The sequence below is a fragment of the Polaribacter sp. HaHaR_3_91 genome (assembly GCF_019278525.1).
GTDB lineage: Bacteria > Bacteroidota > Bacteroidia > Flavobacteriales > Flavobacteriaceae > Polaribacter.
Genome location: NZ_CP058986.1, coordinates 3,595,833 through 3,622,369, shown reverse-complemented (window position 1 = coordinate 3,622,369; position 26,537 = coordinate 3,595,833). Strand labels below are relative to the sequence as shown.

13 protein-coding genes, 2 tRNA genes and 3 rRNA genes are annotated in these 26,537 nt (G+C 33.0%); 12 read left to right on the top strand and 6 right to left on the bottom strand.

Annotation, left to right across the window (positions count from 1 at the left end):
* Nucleotide 1: 1 nt before the first annotated feature.
* The 6 genes from glgA to thrS form a co-directional block, all read right to left on the bottom strand.
* Nucleotides 2–1,207: a glycogen synthase gene (glgA, locus tag H0I27_RS15155; protein WP_218731450.1), complete on the bottom strand. Its 1,206-nt coding sequence runs from the start codon at nt 1,205–1,207 to the stop codon at nt 2–4.
* A 210-nt stretch (nt 1,208–1,417) separates the two neighbouring features.
* Entirely contained in the window at nt 1,418–1,996 is a 579-nt protein-coding gene (locus tag H0I27_RS15150; protein WP_218731448.1) for a hypothetical protein, read from the bottom strand.
* Nucleotides 1,997–2,080: 84 nt separating this feature from the next.
* Nucleotides 2,081–2,425, bottom strand: coding sequence for a 50S ribosomal protein L20 (gene rplT / locus H0I27_RS15145; RefSeq protein WP_068450935.1), 345 nt, complete (start codon nt 2,423–2,425; stop codon nt 2,081–2,083).
* Between the two features lie 112 nt (nt 2,426–2,537).
* Entirely contained in the window at nt 2,538–2,735 is a 198-nt protein-coding gene (gene rpmI / locus H0I27_RS15140; RefSeq protein ID WP_165733707.1) for a 50S ribosomal protein L35, read from the bottom strand.
* A gap of 124 nt (nt 2,736–2,859) precedes the next feature.
* The gene (gene infC / locus H0I27_RS15135) at nt 2,860–3,357 is read right to left on the bottom strand and encodes a translation initiation factor IF-3 (protein WP_203394938.1); all 498 of its coding nucleotides are present in this window, start codon (nt 3,355–3,357) and stop codon (nt 2,860–2,862) included.
* A gap of 136 nt (nt 3,358–3,493) precedes the next feature.
* Nucleotides 3,494–5,434, bottom strand: coding sequence for a threonine--tRNA ligase (thrS, locus tag H0I27_RS15130; RefSeq protein ID WP_218731447.1), 1,941 nt, complete (start codon nt 5,432–5,434; stop codon nt 3,494–3,496).
* A gap of 1,278 nt (nt 5,435–6,712) precedes the next feature.
* Here thrS and H0I27_RS15125 point away from each other — a divergent pair.
* The 12 genes from H0I27_RS15125 to H0I27_RS15070 all read left to right on the top strand — a co-directional run bounded on the left by H0I27_RS15125 (nt 6,713) and on the right by H0I27_RS15070 (nt 26,528).
* Nucleotides 6,713–8,230: ribosomal RNA gene (locus tag H0I27_RS15125) — 16S ribosomal RNA — on the top strand.
* Nucleotides 8,231–8,314: 84 nt separating this feature from the next.
* Nucleotides 8,315–8,388 (top strand) — tRNA-Ile (locus tag H0I27_RS15120).
* An 82-nt stretch (nt 8,389–8,470) separates the two neighbouring features.
* Nucleotides 8,471–8,544, top strand: a tRNA-Ala gene (locus H0I27_RS15115).
* A 175-nt stretch (nt 8,545–8,719) separates the two neighbouring features.
* Nucleotides 8,720–11,604 (top strand): 23S ribosomal RNA (locus tag H0I27_RS15110).
* Nucleotides 11,605–11,711: 107 nt separating this feature from the next.
* A 5S ribosomal RNA gene (rrf, locus tag H0I27_RS15105) occupies nt 11,712–11,821 on the top strand.
* The 16S, 23S and 5S rRNA genes sit together here with 2 tRNA genes alongside, the layout of an rRNA operon.
* Before the next feature lie 644 nt (nt 11,822–12,465).
* Nucleotides 12,466–14,847: a polysaccharide lyase 6 family protein gene (locus H0I27_RS15100; RefSeq protein WP_218731446.1), complete on the top strand. Its 2,382-nt coding sequence runs from the start codon at nt 12,466–12,468 to the stop codon at nt 14,845–14,847.
* 12 nt (nt 14,848–14,859) lie between these two features.
* Complete coding sequence (locus H0I27_RS15095; RefSeq protein WP_218731444.1) at nt 14,860–15,936, top strand: T9SS type A sorting domain-containing protein; 1,077 nt, start codon at nt 14,860–14,862, stop codon at nt 15,934–15,936.
* Between the two features lie 276 nt (nt 15,937–16,212).
* On the top strand, nt 16,213–18,522 hold the full coding sequence (locus tag H0I27_RS15090; RefSeq protein WP_218731443.1) for a chondroitinase-B domain-containing protein: 2,310 nt from the start codon (nt 16,213–16,215) through the stop codon (nt 18,520–18,522).
* Nucleotides 18,523–18,892: 370 nt separating this feature from the next.
* Nucleotides 18,893–21,160: an alginate lyase family protein gene (locus H0I27_RS15085; RefSeq protein ID WP_218731441.1), complete on the top strand. Its 2,268-nt coding sequence runs from the start codon at nt 18,893–18,895 to the stop codon at nt 21,158–21,160.
* A 27-nt stretch (nt 21,161–21,187) separates the two neighbouring features.
* On the top strand, nt 21,188–21,562 hold the full coding sequence (locus H0I27_RS15080; RefSeq protein WP_165733157.1) for a cupin domain-containing protein: 375 nt from the start codon (nt 21,188–21,190) through the stop codon (nt 21,560–21,562).
* Between the two features lie 133 nt (nt 21,563–21,695).
* The gene (locus H0I27_RS15075) at nt 21,696–24,950 is read left to right on the top strand and encodes a SusC/RagA family TonB-linked outer membrane protein (protein WP_218731440.1); all 3,255 of its coding nucleotides are present in this window, start codon (nt 21,696–21,698) and stop codon (nt 24,948–24,950) included.
* Between the two features lie 6 nt (nt 24,951–24,956).
* A complete protein-coding gene (locus H0I27_RS15070) occupies nt 24,957–26,528 on the top strand; it encodes a RagB/SusD family nutrient uptake outer membrane protein (protein ID WP_218731439.1) in 1,572 nt (523 codons plus the stop codon).
* The last annotated feature ends 9 nt before the right edge of the window (nt 26,529–26,537 follow it).

Sequence of the window (26,537 nt, the reverse complement as noted above, 5' to 3'; positions counted from 1 at the left end):
GTTATTTTTTTAGTGATTTATATAATTCTTCTACTTGCTTAGCGATTGATATCCAATCAAAATGTTCTTCTACTCTTTTTCTTCCTTTTTGAGCCATCGTTTCCCTTAATTTAGGATCACTAATAACTTTATTAACTCCTTCTGCTAAATCTCTAGCAAATTTATCTGGGTTTATGGGTTCAAATGGAGCTGCGTCTTGTTGTTCTACAGGGATTAGGAAACCTGTTTCTCCATGCACAACAACTTCTTTGATACCACCAACTGCACTAGCTACAACAGCTGTATTACAAGCCATTGCTTCTATATTTATAATACCAAAAGGTTCGTAAATAGATGGACAGCAGAATACATCCGCATGAGAATATAATTGTATAATTTCTTCTTTGGAGACCATCTTATCAATCCAGATTACATTTTTACGAGTTTTTTTAACCTCGTTAACAGCATCCATCATTTCCGTACCAATTTCAGGAGTATCTGGTGCACCAGCACAAAGTACTATTTGAGTATCTGAGTCAATGTATTTTATGGCATTTACCAAATGAATAATTCCTTTTTGTCTTGTTATTCTTCCAACAAAAAGTACATAAGGTTTGTTTTTATCTACACCATATTCATCTAGAGTTGAGGTTTCAGTAGTTGTAATGTATTGTTGTAAGTTAATACCGTTGTAAATAACCTTAATTTTAGATTCATCTACATTAAAATGCTTTAAAACATCTTCTTTTGTTTCTTCAGAAACAGCAATTAAGGCATCAGCCATTTCAATAGCTGTTTTTTCTATCCAAGAAGAAGCATCGTAACCACGACCTAGTTGTTCCCTTTTCCAAGGTCTTAATGGTTCTAAAGAGTGTGTAGTTATTACTAAAGGAATACCGTAGCAAAGTTTAGCTACAATCCCTGCAAAGTGCGAGTACCAAGTATGGCAGTGTACAACATCTGCATCTATGGGATCTGCATTCATATGAAGACCCGTACTTAAAGTTTTAAAGATGGCTTTAAGCTTATCGTCTGAGTTATCGAAAATAGGGTTTTCATAGGGAAAACCCTTTACAGTTGGGTTATTGTTAGTGTCATCCTGATCTCCAAAACATCTAACATCTACAGACATAAGCTTCGCTAATTCTGCAGCAAGATATTCTACATGAACACCAGCGCCACCATATACATAAGGAGGATATTCTCTAGTATAAAAAAGGGCTTTCATAAAATTTTAGTAATTAAGTTGGTTTAGTTTTTTTTAGAAATCCTAAGTTAACAAAATACTATTTAATGGACTAAATAATTGAGGGTATTTTTATTTCAGTCATAAATATTACGAAAGTGATAATATTAAGGTGTAAATTGTGAGCCTTAATATAAAATTATCATTGATTTTAGAGTTTATGTTTAATTAATGAATTTTTTGCATGTGAAATTAACTATTTCTCTGTTTATTTATTTCATCTTGCAATTGTCTTCTAAGTTTTTGTTCCTTGTCTAAGGTGTTTTTTCTGTGTTTCTCAAACTCTTCTTCTATCTCAGCTAAATTATCTTTAGCTTCTCTTGTTAGCACGTTACTTCTAGTGAATTTAAATATAAAATAAGATAGTGCTAAAAGTAAGATAATTACAATACTCCAAAGTATAAGGTTATACGTTACCTTACTTAGCTGTAAACCTGCAACCGAAATAGAATTTTCTTTTATTAAAGCAGCTTCTAAATCTAATTGTGTTTTAGATAGAAGAATTTTGTTTTTTTCAATATTCTCTTTTTCTGCATTTAATAATATATCTTTTTTTGATATAATCATTTTTGAAGATTTAAGAGAATCTAAAACATTCGACTTTAAGCTCTGGTAACTATCTTTACTAATTACTTTATACGACTGATAAGTAGTAGATACTCTATAAATTTTATCAAATTGATTTTCTATCGAGTTTGTTTCTTCTGTAGGTTCTTGTGAAAAAGAAAAAGTAGCAGTAAATAATAGTAAGGTAATTAATAATGATTTCATTGGTTGATTTTTTAACATCTGTAAATTTATAAAAAAAACCCAAACGTAATTGTTTGGGTTTTTATTATAAGCAAGTATTATTATTTATTTTATTTTTTCTACAACTGCCTTAAAAGCGTCTGGGTTGTTTACAGCTAAATCAGCTAAAACCTTACGGTTTAATTCGATTTGGTTAGCTTTAACTTTCCCCATAAACTGAGAGTAAGACATTCCGTGTAAACGAGCTGCTGCGTTAATACGCACAATCCATAAAGAACGGAAGTTTCTCTTATTGTTTTTACGGTCTCTGTATGCATAAAGCATACCTTTTTCAACTGCATTTTTTGCTACTGTGTAAACGTTTTTTCTACGTCCGAAGTAACCTTTTGCAGCCTTCAAGATTTTTTTTCTTCTTTTTCTTGAGGCTACTGAATTTACTGATCTTGGCATAATTTCAATGTGTTTTGTAAAGAGCGACGCTACGTACGTACTTTTAATTAAAAATGACTTTTAATTGCTACATTACATGGTTAATAATTAAATTTCCTGTTTAAACTTAAATTTACTTTAAGTTTAATTGTTGCTTGATATTCGATTCATCAGCTTTGTGAACTAATGCAGAATGTGTCAAGGCTAGCTTACGTTTTTTAGACTTCTTTGTTAAGATGTGACTTTTAAACGCGTGCTTTCTTTTGATTTTCCCAGTACCAGTAACTTTAAATCGTTTTTTGGCGCTAGATTTGGTTTTCATTTTAGGCATCTCTCCTTCGTTTTTAACTTGCTTATTATCTTTAGTATTAAAGTTATTAGTCCATAAATTTTTTAAAGTTAAATAATACATAACTTTAAAATCTATAAGAAGCTTTAAACTTTAAAAACTCTTTTTATTTTAGTTTTTTAGGAGCTATAAACATAATCATACGTTTACCTTCTAATTTTGGTAACTGTTCTACTTTACCATATTCCTCTAATTCTTGGGCTAATTTTAATAATAAAATTTGACCTTGTTCTTTAAATATAATAGAACGTCCTTTAAAGAATACAAATGCTTTTAACTTAGCACCTTCTTGTAAGAATTTAAGAGCATGTTTCTTTTTAAACTCATAATCATGCTCATCAGTTTGAGGTCCAAAACGAATTTCTTTAATCGTTACTTTTGTAGCTTTCGATTTTAAAACCTTTTCACGTTTTTTTTGCTCATACAAGAATTTCTTGTAATCAATAATTTTACAAACAGGTGGTTTAGCTTTTGGTGATATTTCAACCAAATCTAATTCCTGCTCTCTGGCTAGCTCTTTAGCTTTATCTAAAGGATATACACCAACTTCTATATTATCGCCCACAAGACGAACTTCGTCAACATATCTTATTTTCTCATTAATTCTATGTTGATCTTCTTTGATTACTCTTAACGGTCTTCTTGACCTGCTTCTACGAATTGCTATGACTTATAAATTTTAAATTTAACTAATGGTTGTTTTCCAACCTTTTTATTTTCTAGATGAATTTCAAAATTAATTAAAATTTCTTCAATGTTTTACTTTCTTCTGCTTTAATTAAAGAAATAAATTCTTCAATTGTAAATGTACCAAGATCTCCTTCTCCGTGTCTTCTTACAGAAACTGTGCCATCTTGTTCTTCTTTTTCACCAACAATTACCATAAACGGTACTTTGCTTACTTCTGCATCTCTAATCTTACGACCAGTTTTCTCACTTCGGTTATCTACCAGGGCGCGAATTTCGGAATTTTCTAACGATTTTAAAACTTTTTCTGAATATTTTTGATATTTATCACTGATTGGCAATAAGATAACCTGATCTGGAGTTAACCAAAGTGGGAAGTTACCGCCCGTGTGCTCTAGCAATACGGCAATAAAGCGCTCCATAGAACCAAATGGTGCTCTGTGAATCATCACCGGTCTGTGTAGTTGATTATCTGCTCCTTTATAGGTTAAATCAAAACGTTTTGGTAAATTATAGTCAACTTGTATCGTTCCAAGTTGCCAACTTCTGCCTAAAGCGTCCTTCACCATAAAGTCTAATTTAGGACCATAAAAGGCAGCTTCACCTTCTTCAATCACAAAATTTAAACCTTTATCAGTTGCAGCACTTATAATTGCATTTTCGGCAATTTCCCAAGTTTCAGTATCTCCAATATATTTATCAGGGTTGCTTTTATCTCTAATAGAAACCTGTGCTGTAAAATTTTCAAAACCTAAAGAACCAAAAACATATAAAACTAAGTCGATAACATCTTTAAATTCTTGATCTAATTGTTCTGGTGTACAAAAAATATGCGCATCATCTTGTGTAAAACCTCTAACACGCGTTAAACCATGTAACTCTCCACTTTGTTCGTATCTATAAACGGTTCCAAATTCAGCAAAACGTTTTGGTAAATCTTTATAAGAATAAGGCTTAAAATTATAAACTTCACAGTGGTGTGGGCAGTTCATCGGTTTTAACAAAAACTCCTCATCCATTTTAGGGGTTTTTATTGTCTGAAAACTGTCTTCACCATATTTTTCATAATGACCAGAAGTAACATATAATTCTTTCTGACCAATATGAGGTGTCATTACTTCTTCATAACCAGCTTTCTTTTGTGCTACCTTTAAGAAATCTTGTAAACGATTACGTAAAGCAGCGCCTTTTGGTAACCATAAAGGCAAACCAGCACCAACTTTCTGAGAAAAAGTAAACAACTCTAATTCTTTACCTAATTTTCTATGGTCACGTTTTTTAGCTTCTTCTAATAGCTCTAAATATTCAGTTAGCAATTTTTGTTTCGGAAAACTAATTCCATAAACACGAGTTAACTGATTATTCTTTTCATCACCGCGCCAATAAGCACCAGCAACGCTCATTATTTTAATCGCTTTTATAATTCCTGTATTTGGTATGTGACCTCCTCTACATAAATCTGTAAAGTTACTATGATCACAAAAAGTGATTTCTCCGTCTGTTAAGTTTTCAATCAACTCAACTTTATATTCGTTATTTTCTGCTTTATATAATGATAAAGCATCTGCCTTAGAAACAGAACGTAAAGAAAACTCATGTTTTCCTCGAGCAATCTCTAAAAATTTCTTTTCAATAGAAGGGAAGTCTTTATCAGAAATAACATCTTCTCCTAAATCAATATCATAATAGAAACCATTTTCAATAGCTGGTCCAATAGTCAATTTAGCATTCGGATAAAAACTTAAAATAGCTTCTGCTAATACGTGCGCAGAAGAATGCCAAAAAGCTTTCTTTCCGCCATCATCATTAAATGTATATAAAGTTAAAGAACCATCCGTGGTTAGTGGGGTAGAGGTTTCAACAGTTACGTCGTTAAAGTTTGCAGATATTACGTTTCTAGCAAACCCTTCACTAATGCTTTTTGCAACATCCATCGGAGTGCTATTTTTAGCAAACTCCTTAATAGTTCCGTCAGGTAAAGTTATTTTAATCATTTAATGTATAATATTTGAGGATACAAAGATATTAGAAAACAATATTTCACACAATATATATGACTACTTATTAAATACTATTTTTTTTCGGGTGTTCCCGCACAAAAAAGTGCGGTCGGGCTTCTGTACTTATAGCGAATCTATTTAATCTGTTTTAACTTTTGTCATTAATAAAGAAACTGCTTTTTTCACTTTCACTAAGCGTGGTTTTTAATTTCCTTTCTTACAATAGAAATGTCATTGCAGGACGTTAAACAATTTCATCTTGAACTTATATTTCCATAATTGCATATTTCCGTAAAATGTTAACTTATATAAAAGCTCATATTATTCCGATTTTAAGAATTACTTTGTAGAAATTTTTATTTCAAATATCTCCAGAGTTGTCAGCCCAAGTACTTTTTTTACAAAAAGAACCATGGCAAGAACTATTATTGCGCCAGAAATGATGTAATTCTTAACTAACTGAACACATTTCAACCACACTATTTCATAGAGCAACGCACATTTCAACAAATCTCAAACAATAAAAAGGTCTATTTTTACTAAAATAACCTTCCAACGATCTTATGTTTTCTTTGTTAAAAACAAGCATCCACCTCCAAAACCACCCTAAAACCTAAAACCTTCAAAATACCCTCAAAAAAACTTCCTTCATAAACAGTTAAAAACAAGTGTCTTAAAACCTATTGTAAAATTAAATTAAAATAAAGGTAAAAAAATAGTTGTTAGATTAAAAATGAGTTGTAAGTTTGCACCCGCTAACAGTAATATCACACAGTTAGCAACGTTCATTGAGGAGTTGTAAGTAAGGTGATTATTAGTATTTTAATTAGATAAAATGTCAAAATTTTATTAAAAATAAAATAACAATTTCCTTAGGTTTATAATTAAAAAGAGTTGTGTGTTTGCAGTCCGAAATTTTCGGCAAAAACGTTCAAGGTTTTTTTAGTTTTAGAGCAAGCAAAAAGAAATTAAAAAAAAAGTTTAATTTTTTATTGTCAGATTAGAAATAGTTTGTATGTTTGCAGCCGCTAAGAATTACAGCGAAAACGATCAAAGAAAATTTGGAATGACTCTTAAACGAGTTAGTTAGTTCGAGTCTAACATTTCTACAAAGTTTTATTTAGGGAGTAGCTTTTAAGTTGCTTTTTAAGATTGAAGCAAAGTTCATTGAAAATATTGAAATTGACAGCGTAATTAAAGAGTAGAATAACCATGTTTAGATTTATTTAAACAAATTCTTTTGAAACTTATTCATTAAAATATTTAAAATATACAATGAAGAGTTTGATCCTGGCTCAGGATGAACGCTAGCGGCAGGCTTAACACATGCAAGTCGAGGGGTAACATTGTGCTTGCACAGATGACGACCGGCGCACGGGTGCGTAACGCGTATAGAACCTACCTTTTACTGAGGGATAGCCTTTAGAAATGAAGATTAATACCTCATAGTATTGAGACTCGGCATCGAGTTTTAATTAAAGATTTATTGGTAAAAGATGGCTATGCGTCCTATTAGTTAGATGGTAAGGTAACGGCTTACCATGACTTTGATAGGTAGGGGTCCTGAGAGGGAGATCCCCCACACTGGTACTGAGACACGGACCAGACTCCTACGGGAGGCAGCAGTGAGGAATATTGGGCAATGGAGGCAACTCTGACCCAGCCATGCCGCGTGAAGGATGACTGCCCTATGGGTTGTAAACTTCTTTTATACAGGAAGAAACACTGGTATGTATACCAGCTTGACGGTACTGTAAGAATAAGGACCGGCTAACTCCGTGCCAGCAGCCGCGGTAATACGGAGGGTCCGAGCGTTATCCGGAATCATTGGGTTTAAAGGGTCCGCAGGCGGTCGATTAAGTCAGAGGTGAAATCCCATAGCTCAACTATGGAACTGCCTTTGATACTGGTTGACTTGAGTCATATGGAAGTAGATAGAATGTGTAGTGTAGCGGTGAAATGCATAGATATTACACAGAATACCGATTGCGAAGGCAGTCTACTACGTATGTACTGACGCTGAGGGACGAAAGCGTGGGGAGCGAACAGGATTAGATACCCTGGTAGTCCACGCCGTAAACGATGGATACTAGTTGTTGGGCATTAGCTCAGTGACTAAGCGAAAGTGATAAGTATCCCACCTGGGGAGTACGGTCGCAAGACTGAAACTCAAAGGAATTGACGGGGGCCCGCACAAGCGGTGGAGCATGTGGTTTAATTCGATGATACGCGAGGAACCTTACCAGGGCTTAAATGTAGTCTGACAGCTTTAGAGATAGAGTTTTCTTCGGACAGATTACAAGGTGCTGCATGGTTGTCGTCAGCTCGTGCCGTGAGGTGTCAGGTTAAGTCCTATAACGAGCGCAACCCCTGTCGTTAGTTGCCATCAAGTAAAGTTGGGGACTCTAACGAGACTGCCTACGCAAGTAGTGAGGAAGGTGGGGATGACGTCAAATCATCACGGCCCTTACGTCCTGGGCCACACACGTGCTACAATGGTATGGACAATGAGCAGCCATCTGGCAACAGAGAGCGAATCTATAAACCATATCACAGTTCGGATCGGAGTCTGCAACTCGACTCCGTGAAGCTGGAATCGCTAGTAATCGGATATCAGCCATGATCCGGTGAATACGTTCCCGGGCCTTGTACACACCGCCCGTCAAGCCATGGAAGCTGGGAGTGCCTGAAGTCGGTCACCGCAAGGAGCCGCCTAGGGTAAAACTGGTAACTAGGGCTAAGTCGTAACAAGGTAGCCGTACCGGAAGGTGCGGCTGGAACACCTCCTTTCTAGAGAAAGATGGTGAGTTACAAAAAAAGGTCATTTTTACTCTTTGCTGTTAATTTTATAATATAAGTATTTTAAGCTATTATAGTCTCGTAGCTCAGCTGGTTAGAGCGCTACACTGATAATGTAGAGGTCGGCAGTTCGAGTCTGCCCGGGACTACAAAAAGCTAAAGTACTAAGGAAATTCTGGAAGTAAGAGGATTCTACATTCATAATTTAGGATTTATTCTGAATTTCATAATGGGGGATTAGCTCAGCTGGCTAGAGCGCTTGCCTTGCACGCAAGAGGTCATCGGTTCGACTCCGATATTCTCCACAACGGTCAATTTCAAGTAAATAGACCACAAGTTCATTGACATATTGGTAAAATGATATCGTAAGAATCAAATAGATAGAGAACAATTAGAATATTTATATTCTAATTAAATAATTTTTTTATAAAAATATAAAAGAGTTCATTATAGTATGGAAACATACTGTAGCAAAAAGTACAATAAGTTAAGTAAGGGCGTATGGCGGATGCCTAGGCTCTCAGAGACGACGAAGGACGTGATAAGCTGCGAAAAGCTACGGGGAGGGGCACATACCTTTTGATCCGTAGATATCCGAATGGGGCAACCCGGCATGTTGAAGACATGTCACCTAGCAATAGGGGTAAACCCGGTGAACTGAAACATCTAAGTAACCGGAGGAAGAGAAAACAATAGTGATTCCGTTAGTAGTGGCGAGCGAACGCGGATTAGCCCAAACCTATTTTGTTACGGCAAAATAGGGGTTGTAGGGCCACGATATTCGAAGATAAGTGAATTAGAACAGTTTGGAAAGACTGACCATAGAGGGTGATAGTCCCGTAAAAGTAAGCGAATTTAAGATAGTGGTACCCTGAGTAGTGCGGGACACGAGTAATCCTGTATGAATCCACCGGGACCATCCGGTAAGGCTAAATACTCCTGAGAGACCGATAGTGAACTAGTACCGTGAGGGAAAGGTGAAAAGAACCCTAAGTAAGGGAGTGAAATAGAACCTGAAACCGTACGCCTACAAGCGGTCGGAGCATCATTTATGATGTGACGGCGTGCCTTTTGCATAATGAGCCTACGAGTTACTGTTTCTAGCAAGGTTAATTGATTAAGTCAAGGAGCCGTAGCGAAAGCGAGTCTGAATAGGGCGCTTTAGTTAGTAGTAGTAGACGCGAAACCGAGTGATCTACCCATGGGCAGGTTGAAGCTGTGGTAACACACAGTGGAGGACCGAACCAGTTGACGTTGAAAAGTCTTTGGATGACCTGTGGGTAGGGGTGAAAGGCCAATCAAACTCGGAAATAGCTCGTACTCCCCGAAATGCATTTAGGTGCAGCGTTGAGTAAAAGTTTTATAGAGGTAGAGCTACTGATTGGATGCGGGGGCTTCACCGCCTACCAATTCCTGACAAACTCCGAATGCTATAAAATGTTTCTCAGCAGTGAGGGCATGGGTGCTAAGGTCCATGTCCGAGAGGGAAAGAACCCAGACCATCAGCTAAGGTCCCCAAATATATGTTAAGTTGAAAAAACGAGGTGAAATTGCTTAGACAGCTAGGATGTTGGCTTGGAAGCAGCCATTCATTTAAAGAGTGCGTAACAGCTCACTAGTCGAGCGATTTCGCATGGATAATAATCGGGCATAAACATATTACCGAAGCTATGGATTAACGTTGAAAGACACGTTAGTGGTAGGGGAGCATTGTAATCAGCGTAGAAGGTGTACTGTGAGGTATGCTGGAGTGTTTACAAAAGAAAATGTAGGCATAAGTAACGATAATGGGGGCGAGAAACCCCCACACCGAAAGACTAAGGTTTCCTCAGCGATGCTAATCAGCTGAGGGTTAGTCGGGTCCTAAGGCGAATCCGAAGGGAGTAGTCGATGGATAACAGGTTAATATTCCTGTACTTCTTATAATTGCGATGGGGTGACGGAGTAATGAAAGCACCGCGAACTGACGGAATAGTTCGTTGAAACATGTAGCTATTGGCACTGTAGGTAAATCCGCAGAGTTAGGTGAAATGTGATAGTACCAAGCGTCTTCGGACAATTGGATAGTGTGCCTAAGGGCTTCCAAGAAAAACCTCTAAGCTTCAGATTATAAGAACCCGTACCGTAAACCGACACAGGTAGTTGGGATGAGAATTCTAAGGTGCTCGAGAGATTCATGGCTAAGGAACTAGGCAAAATAGACCCGTAACTTCGGGAGAAGGGTCGCCCATCTTCGGATGGGCCGCAGTGAAAAGGTCCAGGCGACTGTTTATCAAAAACACAGGGCTTTGCTAAATTGAAAGATGATGTATAAGGCCTGACACCTGCCCGGTGCTGGAAGGTTAAGTGGAGGGTTTAGCTTCGGCGAAGATCTGAAATGAAGCCCCAGTAAACGGCGGCCGTAACTATAACGGTCCTAAGGTAGCGAAATTCCTTGTCGGGTAAGTTCCGACCTGCACGAATGGTGCAACGATCTGGACACTGTCTCAGCCATGAGCTCGGTGAAATTGTAGTATCGGTGAAGATGCCGATTACCCGCAGCGGGACGAAAAGACCCCGTGAACCTTTACTATAGCTTAGTATTGGCTTTGGATAAGTAATGTGTAGGATAGGTGGGAGACATTGAAGCGGCGTCGCTAGGCGTTGTGGAGTCGTCCTTGAAATACCACCCTTTGCTTATCTAGAGTCTAACTCAGAGATGAGGACAGTGCTTGGTGGGTAGTTTGACTGGGGTGGTCGCCTCCAAAAGAGTAACGGAGGCTTCTAAAGGTACCCTCAGTACGCTTGGTAACCGTACGTAGAGTGCAATGGCATAAGGGTGCTTGACTGAGAGACATACAGGTCGATCAGGTTGGAAACAAGAGCATAGTGATCCGGTGGTTCCGCATGGAAGGGCCATCGCTCAAAGGATAAAAGGTACTCCGGGGATAACAGGCTGATCTCCCCCAAGAGCTCATATCGACGGGGGGGTTTGGCACCTCGATGTCGGCTCGTCACATCCTGGGGCTGGAGAAGGTCCCAAGGGTTGGGCTGTTCGCCCATTAAAGTGGCACGCGAGCTGGGTTCAGAACGTCGTGAGACAGTTCGGTCTCTATCTGCTGTGGGCGTTAGAAATTTGCGTGGATCTGACTCTAGTACGAGAGGACCGAGTTGGACTGACCTCTAGTGTACCTGTTGTTTCGCCAGAAGCATAGCAGGGTAGCTACGTCGGGAAGGGATAAGCGCTGAAAGCATATAAGCGCGAAACCCACCACAAGATGAGATTTCTTTAAAGGGTCGTAGGAGATTACTACGTTGATAGGTCATAGGTGTAAAGGCAGTAATGTCATAGCCAAGTGATACTAATAACCCATAGACTTATGTACGCTTCCCGCCGAAAGGCGGGAGCAGAACCTCTTTATTTATTAGACGATTTAGATATTATTTTACCATATGTTAACTTATACAGTTAAAATTATTTAGCTGAAAATTTTAGGGTGGTTATAGCATTGGGGCTCACCTCTTCCCATCTCGAACAGAGAAGTTAAGCCCAATCGCGCCGATGGTACTGCATTTATGTGGGAGAGTAGGTCGCCGCCTTTCTTTAATCTTGAATATTCAAGATCCTAAACCTCAATTCTTATGAATTGAGGTTTTTTTTTTGTCCTAAACTCAAATCATAGTCACTTTTTTTAATCTATGAATTACATAAAATCATTTATATCCTACATTTAAAGATTCGTTTTCTTCTGAAAACTATTATTTATTATTAGTTTCATAATATGTTTAGGTGCTTATTTAAAGATGAAAATCCTAAGTAATTATATTTTATCATATTTGTTTATTAAAATATTTTTACAATCTTTTTATACCAATAAAATATATATCTATTTTAAAGTTAATTAAATTCATTATTTAGAAAATTTTAATTATTAAATTTAAAATATTTTTTTCTGTAAAATTGTTATTCCATATTAAAAATTTTATTAGCATATATAACTAATTATTCTTCTTTATATCTTTTATTAATCTAATTTTATGTTTTATACATCTCCTTTAATTATTAAAACTAAATTGCATTTTATTATTTTAAATTTTCGAATGGCCTTACCATTTTTTTATTTAATAAAAATACGTATATTTGGTTAACCAATTTGGTTTACCAGTTTAAAACTATACTTAAATGGTTGTTTTAAAAAGTGGCTCACCTTTTGATTATTACCATATATTAATTATAAATTCTATTTATGAAAAAATTAGTTTTATTTTATATTTCCATTTTATCAATTACTAATATTAATATCTTTGCACAAGAAAAATTAGTTTCTAATATAACAGAATATAACAGTACTATTAAAACTGTAAAAGCGGGAGATGTTATTGTTTTGAAGAATGGTATTTGGCAAGATGTTAAATTAAATGCTTACGGACAAGGTGAGGTAGGAAGCCCCATTTTAATAAAAGCAGAAACTGCTGGAGAAGTAATAATCACAGGAAACTCTACCTTAAATATTTATGGCGAACACATTATTGTAAGTGGCTTGTGGTTTAAAGATGGTAATACAAGCTATAAATCGGTTGTTCAGTTTAGAAAAGATTCTAAAACCTTTGCTAATAATTGTCGTTTAACAAACTCTACAATATCTTATTATAAATCTAAAGAAAATTTAAAAGACCATTGGGTAGATCTTTGGGGTAAAAATAACCGTGTGGATCATAATAACTTTACAGGTAAAATAAGTGAAGGAACTACTTTGGTAGTTTGGCTTAAAGGAGAAGAACATGTAGAAAATAATCATAGAATAGATAATAACTTTTTTGGTACAAGACCAGACCTAGGTAAAAACGGAGGAGAAACAATTAGAATTGGTACCAGTACGAACTCTAAAAAATCATCTAAAACTCTTGTAGAAAAAAATATTTTTTCAAGTTGTGACGGTGAAATAGAAATTATTTCTAATAAATCTGGAGACAATATTTATAGAGATAATTTATTTGTAGGTAGCCAAGGTGCTTTAACGCTAAGACATGGCGATAACGCGTTGGTAGAACGAAATGTTTTTTTAGGAAATGGTGTATCTAAAACAGGTGGAGTTAGGGTAATCAACTCTAATCATATTATCAGAAATAATTTATTTGTAGGTTTGTTAGGTGATGGTTTTAGAGGACCAATTGTAGTAATGAACGGGGTGCCAAATTCACCTTTAAATAGATATGAACAAGTAAAGAATGTAGATATTCAGAATAATACCATTATCAATTCTGGGCCAATTTCCTTTGGAGAAGGTAAAGATGATGAAAAAACGCTTGCACCTATAAATACTAATTTTTCAAACAATTTAATTTTTAACGACAAACCAGGGAAAAATATTTTATTTGTTGATGACGTTTCTGGAATCACTTTTAATAATAATTATATAGATGCGGCAACACCACAAGTTATTAACGGTTTTAATGCAACCAAAATAGATTGGAAAGAGATAGGTTCTTTTCCTGTGCCGACTGCTAAGAATAACGATTTGTTAGTAGTTACTAAAAATAGTAAAAGTCTAGAAAAAGATATCAACAATAATATAAGAGAAGTTTTTAATGCAGGCGCTTTTAATCTGGATGCCAATAATTTACCAAGAGCTTTAAAGTTAAGATCTGGTCCGGGTTGGACACCTAATATTGTTGCTCCAATTATTAAAGCTGAAGAAATTACCGTAGAACCTGGTATAGAAACTTTAAGAAAAGCGATTGATAAAGCATCTCCAGGTTCTGTTTTAAATTTAAAAACAGGAGAGTATATTTTAGAAAAATCAATTAAAGTATCTAAGAATATTACTATTGTTGGAGATAAAGGCGGTGCTACCATTATAGCAGCCAAAAAAGATCTAGAAAAACCGATTAGTTATTTGTTTAGGGTAAATGAAGGGATAAACTTACACATTAGCAATGCAATTCTAGATGGTGTAAATTCTGAATTAAAATATGCTATTGTTTCTCCTGACAAACAAGAAGGCGGACTTTATAATTTATTTGTAGATAATATTATCTTTCAAAACTTTACGAATAAAAATGGAGGAAGCGTTTTTAAAGCCTATAATGGTACAAAAGCAGATACATTAAGTTTTGTAAACTCTAGATTTGAAAACAATTATAGAGGACTAAATTTATCTTATGATAAAGATATTATGGAACTATATAATGCGAATACAATTATTATAGACAACACTGTATTTAAAAATATAGAAGAAGCAGCAATTAATTATTATAGAAAAACTGTATCGACAGAAATTCCGGGTGGTAACTTAATTATAAATAATTCAATATTTAGTAATGTTTTTAATAATGAAAAAGGTAAAATTATTAGAGCAGATGGAATTAGCAATGTTTCCATTACAAATTCTGTGATTGAAGATAGTTATAAAGTTATAACGCCTGTTTCTTTAAAAGGTTCTAATAATAGTATTTCTAATTGTTTAATTCATAAAAGTGGTTTTGTTAAAATAAGTGATAATGCTAAAAAGGAAAATTTAATTTATAAAAATCCCCGATGGGATGATAATTATCTTTTTACTCCAAGTGATAAATCTCCATTATTAAAAGTAAATAATGATATCGATAACATAGGTTTAAAGCAATAAATATATTTTCTGATGAAGAAAAACTTTTTTTTTGGTATTGTTTTTTTGACTTTAGTCTCACAAACAATTTTTAGTCAGGTTGTTTTAAGTGCAGATGGTCCTGGAAATACCTATGAGTTGATAAATGCTGTTTTTGCTAATCCAAACAGAAGTGTGGTGGAAGCTCCAGATTGTAATCATACAGATTTTGGAAATCATATAGATGAAGTTTTTGATACAGAATTAAATAAGAATGTTTTCCGTTTTCATATTCATGTAACTCCAGATAATGATCGTTGTAAAAAGTTTGATAGGCAACGTAATGAGATAAAAACATATTCTGATTCACCTGAAAATTTAAAGGTAACTAAAGGAGAAACTGTAGCTTATAAATGGAAATTTAAGTTAAGTGATTCCTTTAAAACTTCAGCAAGTTTTACACATATTCATCAAATAAAAGCAGTTGGTGGTTCGTATGCATCTATACCAATGATTTCTTTTACTTTAAGAAAAGGAAATCCGGATAAATTTGAATTAAGGTATACAGCAACCAATGATCAAACTACTTTAGAAACGGCAAACTTAGATTTATTTAGAGGGAATTGGGTAGAAGTAACAGAGTATATTAAATTTGATGATGCAGGGAGTTATTCTTTAGAAATAAGAAAAGTTTCTAATAATGAAGAAATATTTAGTTATTCTAATAGTCCATTAGACACTTGGCAAGATGGTGCAGAATTTGCAAGACCAAAATGGGGTATTTATAGAAGTTTAAATAACAAACAAGATTTGCAAGATGAAATAGTAAAATATGCAGATTTTAGCATTGAAGAAATTACAGGATTACTTTCTGTTGATGATTTAAAAGCAAAATCAGAAAATATTTTATTATTTCCAAATCCATCATCTAATGAGATAGAGTTTAAAAATACAGATTCAGATGCGTATGATGAAGTTGCGTTGTTTGATTATACTGGTAGAAATATTTCTATAGAAAATAGGTTTAATAATAAAACGGTAGATTTTAGTGGTTTTTCTAAAGGATTGTATTTTGTTGTTCTTACAAAAGATTCAGTAATAGTAAAAGTATTAAAATGCTATATTAAATAATGCTTTCAAAGCATTATAAGTTAAATTAAAGTATCTACATTTATTTTTAATTTTTGAAACATAAAATTAATTACTTCTTAATGAAACTATTAATTCTTCTTAAATAGTTTTATCATTCCAAAATTAGTAACTATATTTGGTAAACCAATTTGGTAAACCAGTTTGTGTTTTACCAAATAATTTATGTACTATTTTTTAAAACAATATACTTTTTTAGGGTTAGCAGTCTCTAAAAATTTTATAAGAGTTTACCCAAAACATATTAACTAAAAGAAAATGAAAAAAACACTTCTAATTATCAGTTTACTATTGCTAATCGTTTCTTGTGAGCAAAAAGTTGCTAAAAGTATTGTTGTAACAAATTCATCCGAACTAATAGAGGCAACAAAAAACGCGCAAGCAGGAGATAATATTGTTATTAAAGACGGAATTTACAAAGATGTAGAAATTGTTTTTGAAGGTGAAGGAACAAAAGAAAATCCTATTATTTTAAAAGCAGAAAATGCTGGTAATGTTTTTATAGAAGGTATTTCTAGTTTACAAATGGGAGGTAGTTATTTAGAAGTAAATGGATTGTTTTTTAGAAACGGATATTCACCGTTTAAAAATGTTATTGGTTTTAGAATTACAGAAGAAAATGTAGCAAACTATAGTAAAGTTACCAATTGTGTTATTTTAGATTATAACAGTTTAGAGCGTGATCAGGATAATTTATGGGTGCAACTTTATGGTACGCATAACGTATTAAGTAATAACTATATTGCTGGTAAAACAAATGGTGGACCAACTGTTAGAGTAGATCTAAAAGGGAACCAAAGCATTAGAAATTATCACCAAATTATAAATAATCATTTTGGACCAAGACCTAGAAAAGGTGGTGCAAGAGGAGAAACTATTCAATTAGGAAGTAGTTTTACATCTATGTCTCCAAGTAATACAACCATTGCAAACAATTTATTTGAAGAATGTAATGGAGAAGTTGAAATAATTTCTAGTAAGACAAATTTTAATATCATTAAAAATAACATTTTTTATAAAAGTGAAGGTTCTGTTGTAACCCGTCATGGAAATTACGTTACTATTGATGGTAATTATTTTATTGGTGATGGTGTAAATAAACAATTTGGTGGAATTAGAATTGTAAATACCGGACACTGGATTATCAATAATTATTTTTATAAAATTATAGGAGAAAACTTTAGAAGTCCATTAGCTATTATGAATGGTATTCCTAAATCACCATTAAATAGATACAATCAAGTTACCGATGTTGTAGTTGCATATAATACATATGTAGACTCTAAATCTCCTTGGCAATTTGGTGTAGGTACAAATATTGCTCAAGCAGCTGTATTGCCTAAGTCAGAAATTCGTTCTGCAAGAGCGCTTAGAACAGTTGTTGCAAATAATATTATTTACAACAGTGTAGGAGATGAAACTCCAATTATAGAACATGATAAAGCGGATGGAGTTAAATTTAAAAACAACATCATTAATAATCAGGGTGTAGGTTTTGATAATTCAGAAAGAATACAAGCTGCCGAATTTGAATTAACAAAATTGAGTGAGCATATTTATATGCCTAAATTAACGAGTGATTTTGATGTTTATAACGGTTTTGGTTTTGAAACTATTAAACAAGATATTTTTGGAAACTCTAGAGAAAATTCGAACTCTATAGGAGCTGCAGTTCAAGGATTAATGAAAGATCCAGCAATTTTAGATAAAACTAAATACGGAGCTTCTTGGTATTCTAATGTAGTAGAAGCTGCAACACCAAATGTTTTAGCTGTTACAAATGCTAAAGGTGAATTAGAAGGGGTAATTGCTTCTGCTAAATCTGGTGACGTTATTGCTTTGAGTCCTGGTACATATAATGTTTCTGCATCTCTTGTAATTAATAAATCACTTACAATTCAATCTAAGGATGATAAAAAAGCGGAAATTATTTTTGAAGGAGCAGACAATACGCCTTTGTTTAATTTGAATCCGTACGGAATTTTAACAATCAATAACATTGTGCTTTCTGGAAACGGAAAACAAAAAGCGTTTGCAAACTTAAATAAAAACATGTCTAATCATTTTGGATTGACAGTTTCTGGATGCGATATTAATAATTTTAATTATGTGTTAAAAGCATATAAACAGACATTTGCAGAAGAAGTTACCTTTAAAAATAGCACCATTACCAATTGTGAAAATGGTATTGAATTATCTGAAGAAACAAATGATAGAGGAGACTATAATACAGAGTATTTAACGGTAGATAACTGTCAGTTTACAAATGTTAAGCAAAATGTGATAGACTATTACAGAGGTGGTTATGATGAGTCTACTATTGGTGGAAACTTATTGGTTTCTAATAGTACTTTTACAGAATGTGGGAGTAAAGAGGAAAACGGTATGTTGTTAAATCATAGAGGTATAGTAAATGTAAACATCACTAAGAATGTATTTAAAAACAATAAAGTGGAGTTTGTTTCTATTTTATGGGGAGCAAAAAACAACGTTGAATCTAATAATACATTAATCAATTCTGGTAAAATTAAAACTGAAGAAAATTTAGTGATGAAATTAATGTATTAATAAAATATATTATACCTCTAATCGTTCTTTTAATTTTTTTCAATATCCATTTTCGAACAATATATAGGCAAAAAAACAATTGAATTGTCTGTTTTTTTAATGAGTTTATGTTATAAATAAGTAATGACTTAGTAGGTTCTATAAAAATAATTATTGAGTAGTTTTTTGAATTATTACTTTTAAGGCCCATTTATTTAATAAATGGGCCTTTTTTTTGTTTTTTTATAACATGACTAATGTAAAAAGATGAAATTCTGCGTGTAAAATATGTTAAATTCACTATTTTATATACTATTATTTTGTTAAAATACTAATTAGCCATATATTTGGTACACCAATCTGGTTAACCAATTTTAATTTCAATTTATATATGAAAAAATTTAGCATACAATTAATAGCTCTTTTTTTTATTAGTTTTATTGCGATCTCTTGTAATAAAACAACAGAGAATGCTAATGAGGATGCAAAAAAAGAGGGTTCACATCCTAAATTGATTTTAACCAAAGAAGGTGTAGATAACATCAGAAAAAACTTAGGCAATGTGCCTATTTTCGATAAAACGTTAGCAGATACAAAAGCAGAAGTAGATGCCGAAATAGAATTAGGAATATTAGTTCCTATTCCTAAAGATTTATCTGGAGGTTATACACATGAACGTCACAAGAAAAACTTTATAATTATTCAAAAAGCTGGAGTCTTATTTCAGATTTTGAATGATGAAAAATATGCAAACTATGTTAAAGATATGTTGTTTGCGTATGCAAAATTATATCCAACATTACCTGTACACCCACAAACAAGGTCGTATGCAAGAGGTAAATTATTTTGGCAATGTTTAAATGATTCTAATTGGTTAGTGTATTCTGCACAAGCTTATGATTGCGTATATGATTGGTTGTCTAAAGAAGAAAGAGAAACATTAGAAAACGATTTATTTATTCCGTTTGCTGAATTTATATCAGAAGGGAATCCTCAATTTTTTAACAGAGTACATAACCATAGTACTTGGGGTAATGTAGCTGTTGGAATGATTGCCTTGGTTATGGACAACGATGAGTTGTTAGACAATGCATTAAACGGTTTAAAAACTGATAATTTAAATACCGGAATGAGAGACAATGATGGTGGTTTTATTAAAGTTGAAGGATTAAGGTTAGGCTTTTTCGGTAACTTAGACGAGCCTTTTTCTCCAGATGGTTATTATAATGAAGGTCCTTATTACCAACGTTATGCCATGTATCCTTTTTTAATTTTTGCTGAAGCATTACACAATGTAAAACCAGAATTAAAAATATTTGAATATAAAGATGGCGTTTTATTAAAAGCAGTAGATGCTTTACTAAACTTATCGGATGCAGATGGAGATTTTTTTCCATTAAATGATGGCCAGAAAGGAATGTCTTATTATACAGCAGCGTTGGTTTCTGCAGTAGACATTGCTTATAAGTTTGGAGGAGAAAATCCTGAGTTGTTAAGTATTGCTAAAAAACAAGATAGAGTTGTTTTAGATGATACTGGTTTAGCAATTGCAATTGGAATTAAAGAAGGCTTAGAGAAACCTTTTACAAAAAAATCTGTTAATTTATCTGACGGTAAAAAAGGAGACGAAGGTGGAGTTGGTATTTTAAGAAGTGATAATTTAGAGTTGGTGTATAAATACGCTTCACATGGTTCTAGTCATGGTCATTATGATAAATTATCTTTCTCTTTACATGAAAAGGGTAATGAAGTATTGCAAGATTATGGTTTAGCTCGTTTTGTAAATATTGAACAAAAAGGTGGAGGTAATTATTTAAAAGAAAACCAAACATGGGCAAAACAAACTATTGCACATAATACAATTACCGTAAATGAAGAAAGTCATTTTGAAGGTAAGTTTGAGATTGGAACCAAACACCATTCAGACTTGTATTTTTATGATGATAAAAATCCTAATATACAGATATTAAGTGCAACAGAGGTAAATGCTTATCCTGGTACAGAAATGCTTAGAACTCTTGCCTTAATTAAAGATGAAGATTTTGAAAGACCATTTACAATAGATCTTTTTAAAATAAAATCAGATAGTAAAAAGCAATATGATTTACCTTATTATTACTTAGGTCATATTATGAAAACTAATTTTGAGTTTGAAACGTATGATCAACTAAATCCTTTAGGAAAAAAGAATGGTTATCAGCATTTATGGAAAGAGGCTTCAGGAAAACCTGCTGATGCTAATACGGTGTTCTCTTGGAAAAATAATGATTTATTCTACACATTAACAACCGCTTCTAATGCAAATGATGAGTTGATTTTGGCAAGAATTGGTGCAAACGATCCAGAGTATAATTTACGTAAAGAACCTTCTTTTATTATCCGAAGAAAAAATACTCAAAACACCACTTTTGCTTCTGTAATAGAATCTCATGGTAGTTATAGTTCTGTTTCTGAATTAGCTTTAAACGCATATAGTAGTATTACAAACTTAAATGTTGTTTTAGATACAGAGGCTTATACTGCAGTAGAAATTACTACTAAGAAAAATACTACTAAAATTTTTATAATTTCTAATAAAGATAATTCTACAGATAAAAATCATATAATTAAAATAGGCAATAAGGAGTATAATTGGAAAGGTTCTTATTATTATAAGTAAATAAAAAAAATAAATAAAATGGGAAAAATGAATAGATTTAGTGAAAAGTACGTAATTTCTAAAGATTTAGATTGGGAAGTATTAGGTGGAGGAGTTTCTAGAAAATTTTTAGGTTATGATAATCAAATTATGATGGTAAGCGTAAAATTTGAAGAAGGAGCATTAGGTGCACCTCATCAACATTTTCATACGCAAGCTACTTATGTGGTTTCAGGTAAATTCGAATTTGAAATTGACGGTGTAAAACAAATTGTAGAAGCAGGAGATGGGGTTTATATAGAGCCTAATTTATTGCATAGTGCTGTTTGTTTAGAAGAGGGACAATTAATTGACACATTTAGTCCTGTAAGAGAAGATTTTTTAACTGGAGATGGACCTTCTTATTTTGCAGACAAGAAGTAAAATAAGAATCTCTTAAGGAAGATTTAATGAGGTGATAGACGTTACTATTACATCAAAATATAGCAGTTTTAATCTTAAAGACATATTTAAGATTAAATGTTTTTTAAAGAAAAATAATTCAAAACAATTAACAATGAACTTAAAAATTAAGTTAGTATTTATTGCAATGCTTCTTTTTAGTGCAATAGGATTTGCGCAAGAAAGTGTTACAGTAACGGGAAATGTTATGTCTAAAACGGATAGTGAGCCTATATTGGGTGCTAATGTTATCCTGGTTGGAACAACAAAAGGAACAAGTACCGATTTTGATGGTAATTATAAAATTACCGTGAAGTCTGGAGATGTTATTCAGTTTTCTTACCTAGGTTTTAAAACGAAAACAGTAACTTTTACAAATCAAAAAACAATTAATGTAGCCTTAGACGAAGATTCTAATATTTTAGATGAAATTGTTGTAGTAGGTTATGGAAATCAAAAACAAAAAAACGTAACAAGTGCTTTAACAAAAGTTTCTGGAGAAGATCTTCAAAACCAAGCAGTAGCGCGTGTAGAGGATGCTCTTAAGGGTAGAGTAGCAGGTTTAAGAATTCAAGTAACTTCTTCTGAAGCGGGTGGAGATCCAAAAATTACATTAAGAGGACCTGGTTCTGTTACTGGTTCTTCTTCTCCTTTAATTGTGGTAGATGGAGTAATTCTAGGTACAGATTCAGATATTTTAGGATCTATAGACAATAATAATATTAAATCTATTAGTGTTTTAAAAGATGCATCTTCTGTGGCCATTTATGGTTCTCGTGGTGCAAATGGTGTAATTTTAGTTACTTTAAAAGAAGGAATTTCTGGTCAAACAAGATTTTCTTATAACAGCTTTACAGGGTATAAATATTCTGATAACAATAGCAACTTTAATACAACAATAGCGCAAGAAAGAGCAAGGTTAGATGGTTTACAAGGTCAAGTGAGTGCAATATCAGTAAATAGTCCTAACTATGGTAGAATTGTTGGTGATAACGCAAATGCAGATAATGGATCTTATAATAATGCTTACGCTGAATTAGAAGCTATGGAATTTATTGCTTCATTAGGGAGTGGTGAAACAAATTGGCAAGATGAAATTTTTGATGGTGGTTTTATACAAAGTCATTCTTTTGCTGCCAGAGGTGGTTCTGAGTTAACTAGTTATTCAGCTTCTTTAGGTTATTTAGAAGATGAAGGAATTGTTTTAAATGATGATTTTAAAAAATACAATGCTAGAGTTAAGATTGATAGTAGATCTAAGAATAAAAAAATAAAATATGGTGCAAGTATACGTGTTAATTATAATGACCAAACTAAAGTACCTGCAAGATTTACAGATCCATTAAGACAAATGGGGCATGTGCCATTATATTTAAATGAAGAACATTTAAAATATGTAACTCCATTTTCTACAGAGGTAGGTGTTTCTACAGATGCAGGAAAATTATTTGAAAACCTTGGTGTTGGAAGTTACGGTTTTTCTAGAGCTTTTGATCATACCTTTACAGCAGATCCTAGCAACCCAAGAAGTATTCTTAGAGATCCAGCTACTGGTTTACCTGTTGCTAGTGGTTTAACTTCTGGTGGTTTAACCTTATCTACCACTAAAAACGTACATCCTTTGGTACATTATATGGAAAGATCTAGAACTAAGAAGAAGTTAAGTTTAAACGCATCTTCTTATATCGATTTTAAATTAGCAAAAGGGCTTAGTTTTAGACAAACTATTTCTGGTGATTTTAGACACAATAAAAGTAACGAAGCAGATTATTTGTATGGTCAAGAAAACAGAGATCAAGAATCTTTTAGATTAGAAAGGAGAGACGAATTAAACCAATATACGTTCGAGTCATTACTTAAATATGATACAAGTTATAAAAAGCATAACTTTAATTCAGTATTAGGATTTGAGTACATGCAAAGTGATAATTACAGACAAGAATCTGAAGCAGTTGGTTTTTCTAATGATTTTAACAATAATATTGCTATTGCAGATGGAGGAACAACATATACAGATAACGCAAGCGAAAAATTAGTTTCATTTTTTGGTAGGTTAGACTATAATTATGATGAAAAATACTTGTTTCAATTATCTGTACGTAATGATGCAAGTACAAGATTTGGTCCAGATTCTAAAAATGGATTTTTTCCTGCTGCATCTCTTGGTTGGGTTATGTCTAATGAAAAATTCTTATCAGACAGCAACTTAATATCATTCTTAAAAGTAAGAGCAAGTTATGGTCTTTCTGGTTCTAACCAAATTTCTAATAACATATTCGAATCTCTTTACAGATTTGAAGAAGCGTATAGTACAATAAGCTATGATGGAACAACTGGTGTAAAAGCAACAACTTTAGCAAATCAAATTTTAGGTTGGGAAAAATTAAGAGAATTTAACCCAGGTATAGATGTTACTTTTGGTAGAGGTCTTTTTAGCTTAACAGCAGATTACTATATTAGAACAAGTGAAGATTTATTACTTTTTGCTCCATCTGCTGCTGCTTATGGTACAGACAATTGGTTACAAAACCTTGGTGAAGTTAAAAATGAAGGAGTAGAATTTGAGGTAAGTTCTAGATTGATGTCTAAAGAAAACTTCCGTTGGAGTGTTTCTGGTCAGTTTTCTTTAAATAGAAACGAAGTAACAAGCTTAGGAAATAACGAACAAATTATCTCTAGAATTGATCAAGATACAAGACCAACAGAATTTATTGCAAAAGTTGGGCAGCCAATTACCTCTTTTTATGGATGGGTATATGAAAAAGAAATTCCTTTAGAATGGGTAGACAATCCTTTTAATAGATTTAACAATGATTATGCAGATGTTTATGTAAAAGATTTAAATGGAGACGGAATTATTGATGATGATGATAGAACAGAATTAGGTAGTCCTTACCCAGATTTTGAATGGGGTTTTAATTCTGATTTTACTTTGTATGATTTCGATTTTTCTTTTCAATTACAAGGTTCTCATGGAGCAGAAGTTAGAGTTGCAGATTTAGATCAATTGTATTATGCAAGTGAGTCTGCTGTTAACGAAGTATCTAATTTTCCGGATAGAGACTTAACGGTTCATAGAAGATTTACTGATGACCACATTCAAGATGCATCTTTTGTAGCTTTAAGAAATGTAACTTTAGGATATACATTACCAGAGTCTTTTACATCAAAATATAATTTTGATAAATTAAGATTTTACATAGCAGGAGAAAACTTATTATTCTTTACAGCTAAAGGTTATGAAGGATTTAATCCAGAAGCAGCAGGTCAAACATCAGATAATGCGAATACGCCTTTAACAGCAGGATATCAAAGAGGAGATGGACCTATCGTTAAAACAATTTCAGCGGGAATTAACTTTCAATTTTAAATAATTATGAAAAATATATATAAAAATATAATAGTTGGTTTTTCTTTTATAGCTTTATTGACAAGTTGTGAAACAGAACTGGACTTAAGTAATCCTACAGCACTTTCGCTAGAGGAGTTACTACAAACAGACGATGGGTTTATAGCATTATCTAATGGAGTTTTAGATTCTTATCAAAAAATTCCTGCAAACGAATTCTTATTAACAGAATTAAGATCAGATAATGTTAGAGCAAATTCAGAAAACGGAAACTTTCCTGCAATTAACGCATTTAATGTAGATGCAAATAATGGAGATGTAGCAACGTATTACTCTAATAATATGCATACTATTAAGCATGCAAATACAATTATTGATAATAAGTTTTTAGCACCAGAAAGTCAACAATATACTGTTGGTGAAGCTTACTTTATGAGAGCTTTATGTCACTTTAACTTGGTAAGAGCATATCAAAACATACCTTTTATAGACAAAGTATTAGATGTTACAGAAAAGGAAGCTTTAGATTATCCTCAATTACCAGAAGCTGAAGTGTATGCTAAAATTATTGAAGATTTTAAAACTTCAATTGCTTACTTAAACAATGCAGAACAAAATAGATACCGTCCTTCTAAAGGAGCTGCAATTTCTTTAGCAGCAAAAGCATATTTAAGTCAACCGAATCCAAATTATGTAGAAGCAGAACTTTTATTAGCTTCAGTTGTAGAAAACAATGTTACCTATAAATATGATTTAATGTTTACAGAAAAAGCTGCTGGTTTATCAGACCGTGATTATTATGCAACTTTAGCTGTAGATTATGGACATATTTTTGGGAATGAATTTACGGGTGATTTTTCTGAATCAAATTTAGAATCAGATCCAGTTCTTGATGGAGATTGGGTTAATAACTCAGGTCTTGAAATTAACAACGAAATTATTTTTTCAATAGCTTATGATCTTGTTAGTAGTGATAACTATGCAACTAGTGATAGTGGTTTAGGCGATCAAGTAGAAACAGATTCAGAATCTCACAGTTTTGCAATGACATTACAAGGACCTTCTAACGGTGTAAATATTGCAACTTTAGAATTCTTAGAAGTTATGAACCCAACAGCACAACCGGTAAGATTTCCTGCCTCTATTTTGTCTTTAGGGTATAGCGCTTTTTTAGCAAATAATACTGTAGATGTTTTTAATGCTAAATATCCTACGGATGGTGAAATTGGAGATAATGATTGGATTGTTTTAAGATATGCAGATGTGTTGTTATTATATGCAGAAGCTATTCTAGGAAACTCAGATAGTACTACAGACCAAAGAGCTATAGATGCTTTTAATCAAGTGAGACTAAGAGCTGGTTTAGAAGAGGTAGTAAACTTAACAAAACAAGACTTATTAGATGAAAGAAGAGTTGAGTTTGTATATGAAAACCAACGTATGTATGATTTAATAAGATTTGGAGAAGCAGATAATGTGTTGTCTAAATTTTCTACAGACAATAGTTTAAATTATACTAGTGGAAAGAAATACCTTCCATTCCCACAAAGAGAAAGAGATAATTTGCCTAATTTTTATAAACAAAATGATGGATACTAAAAAACACTC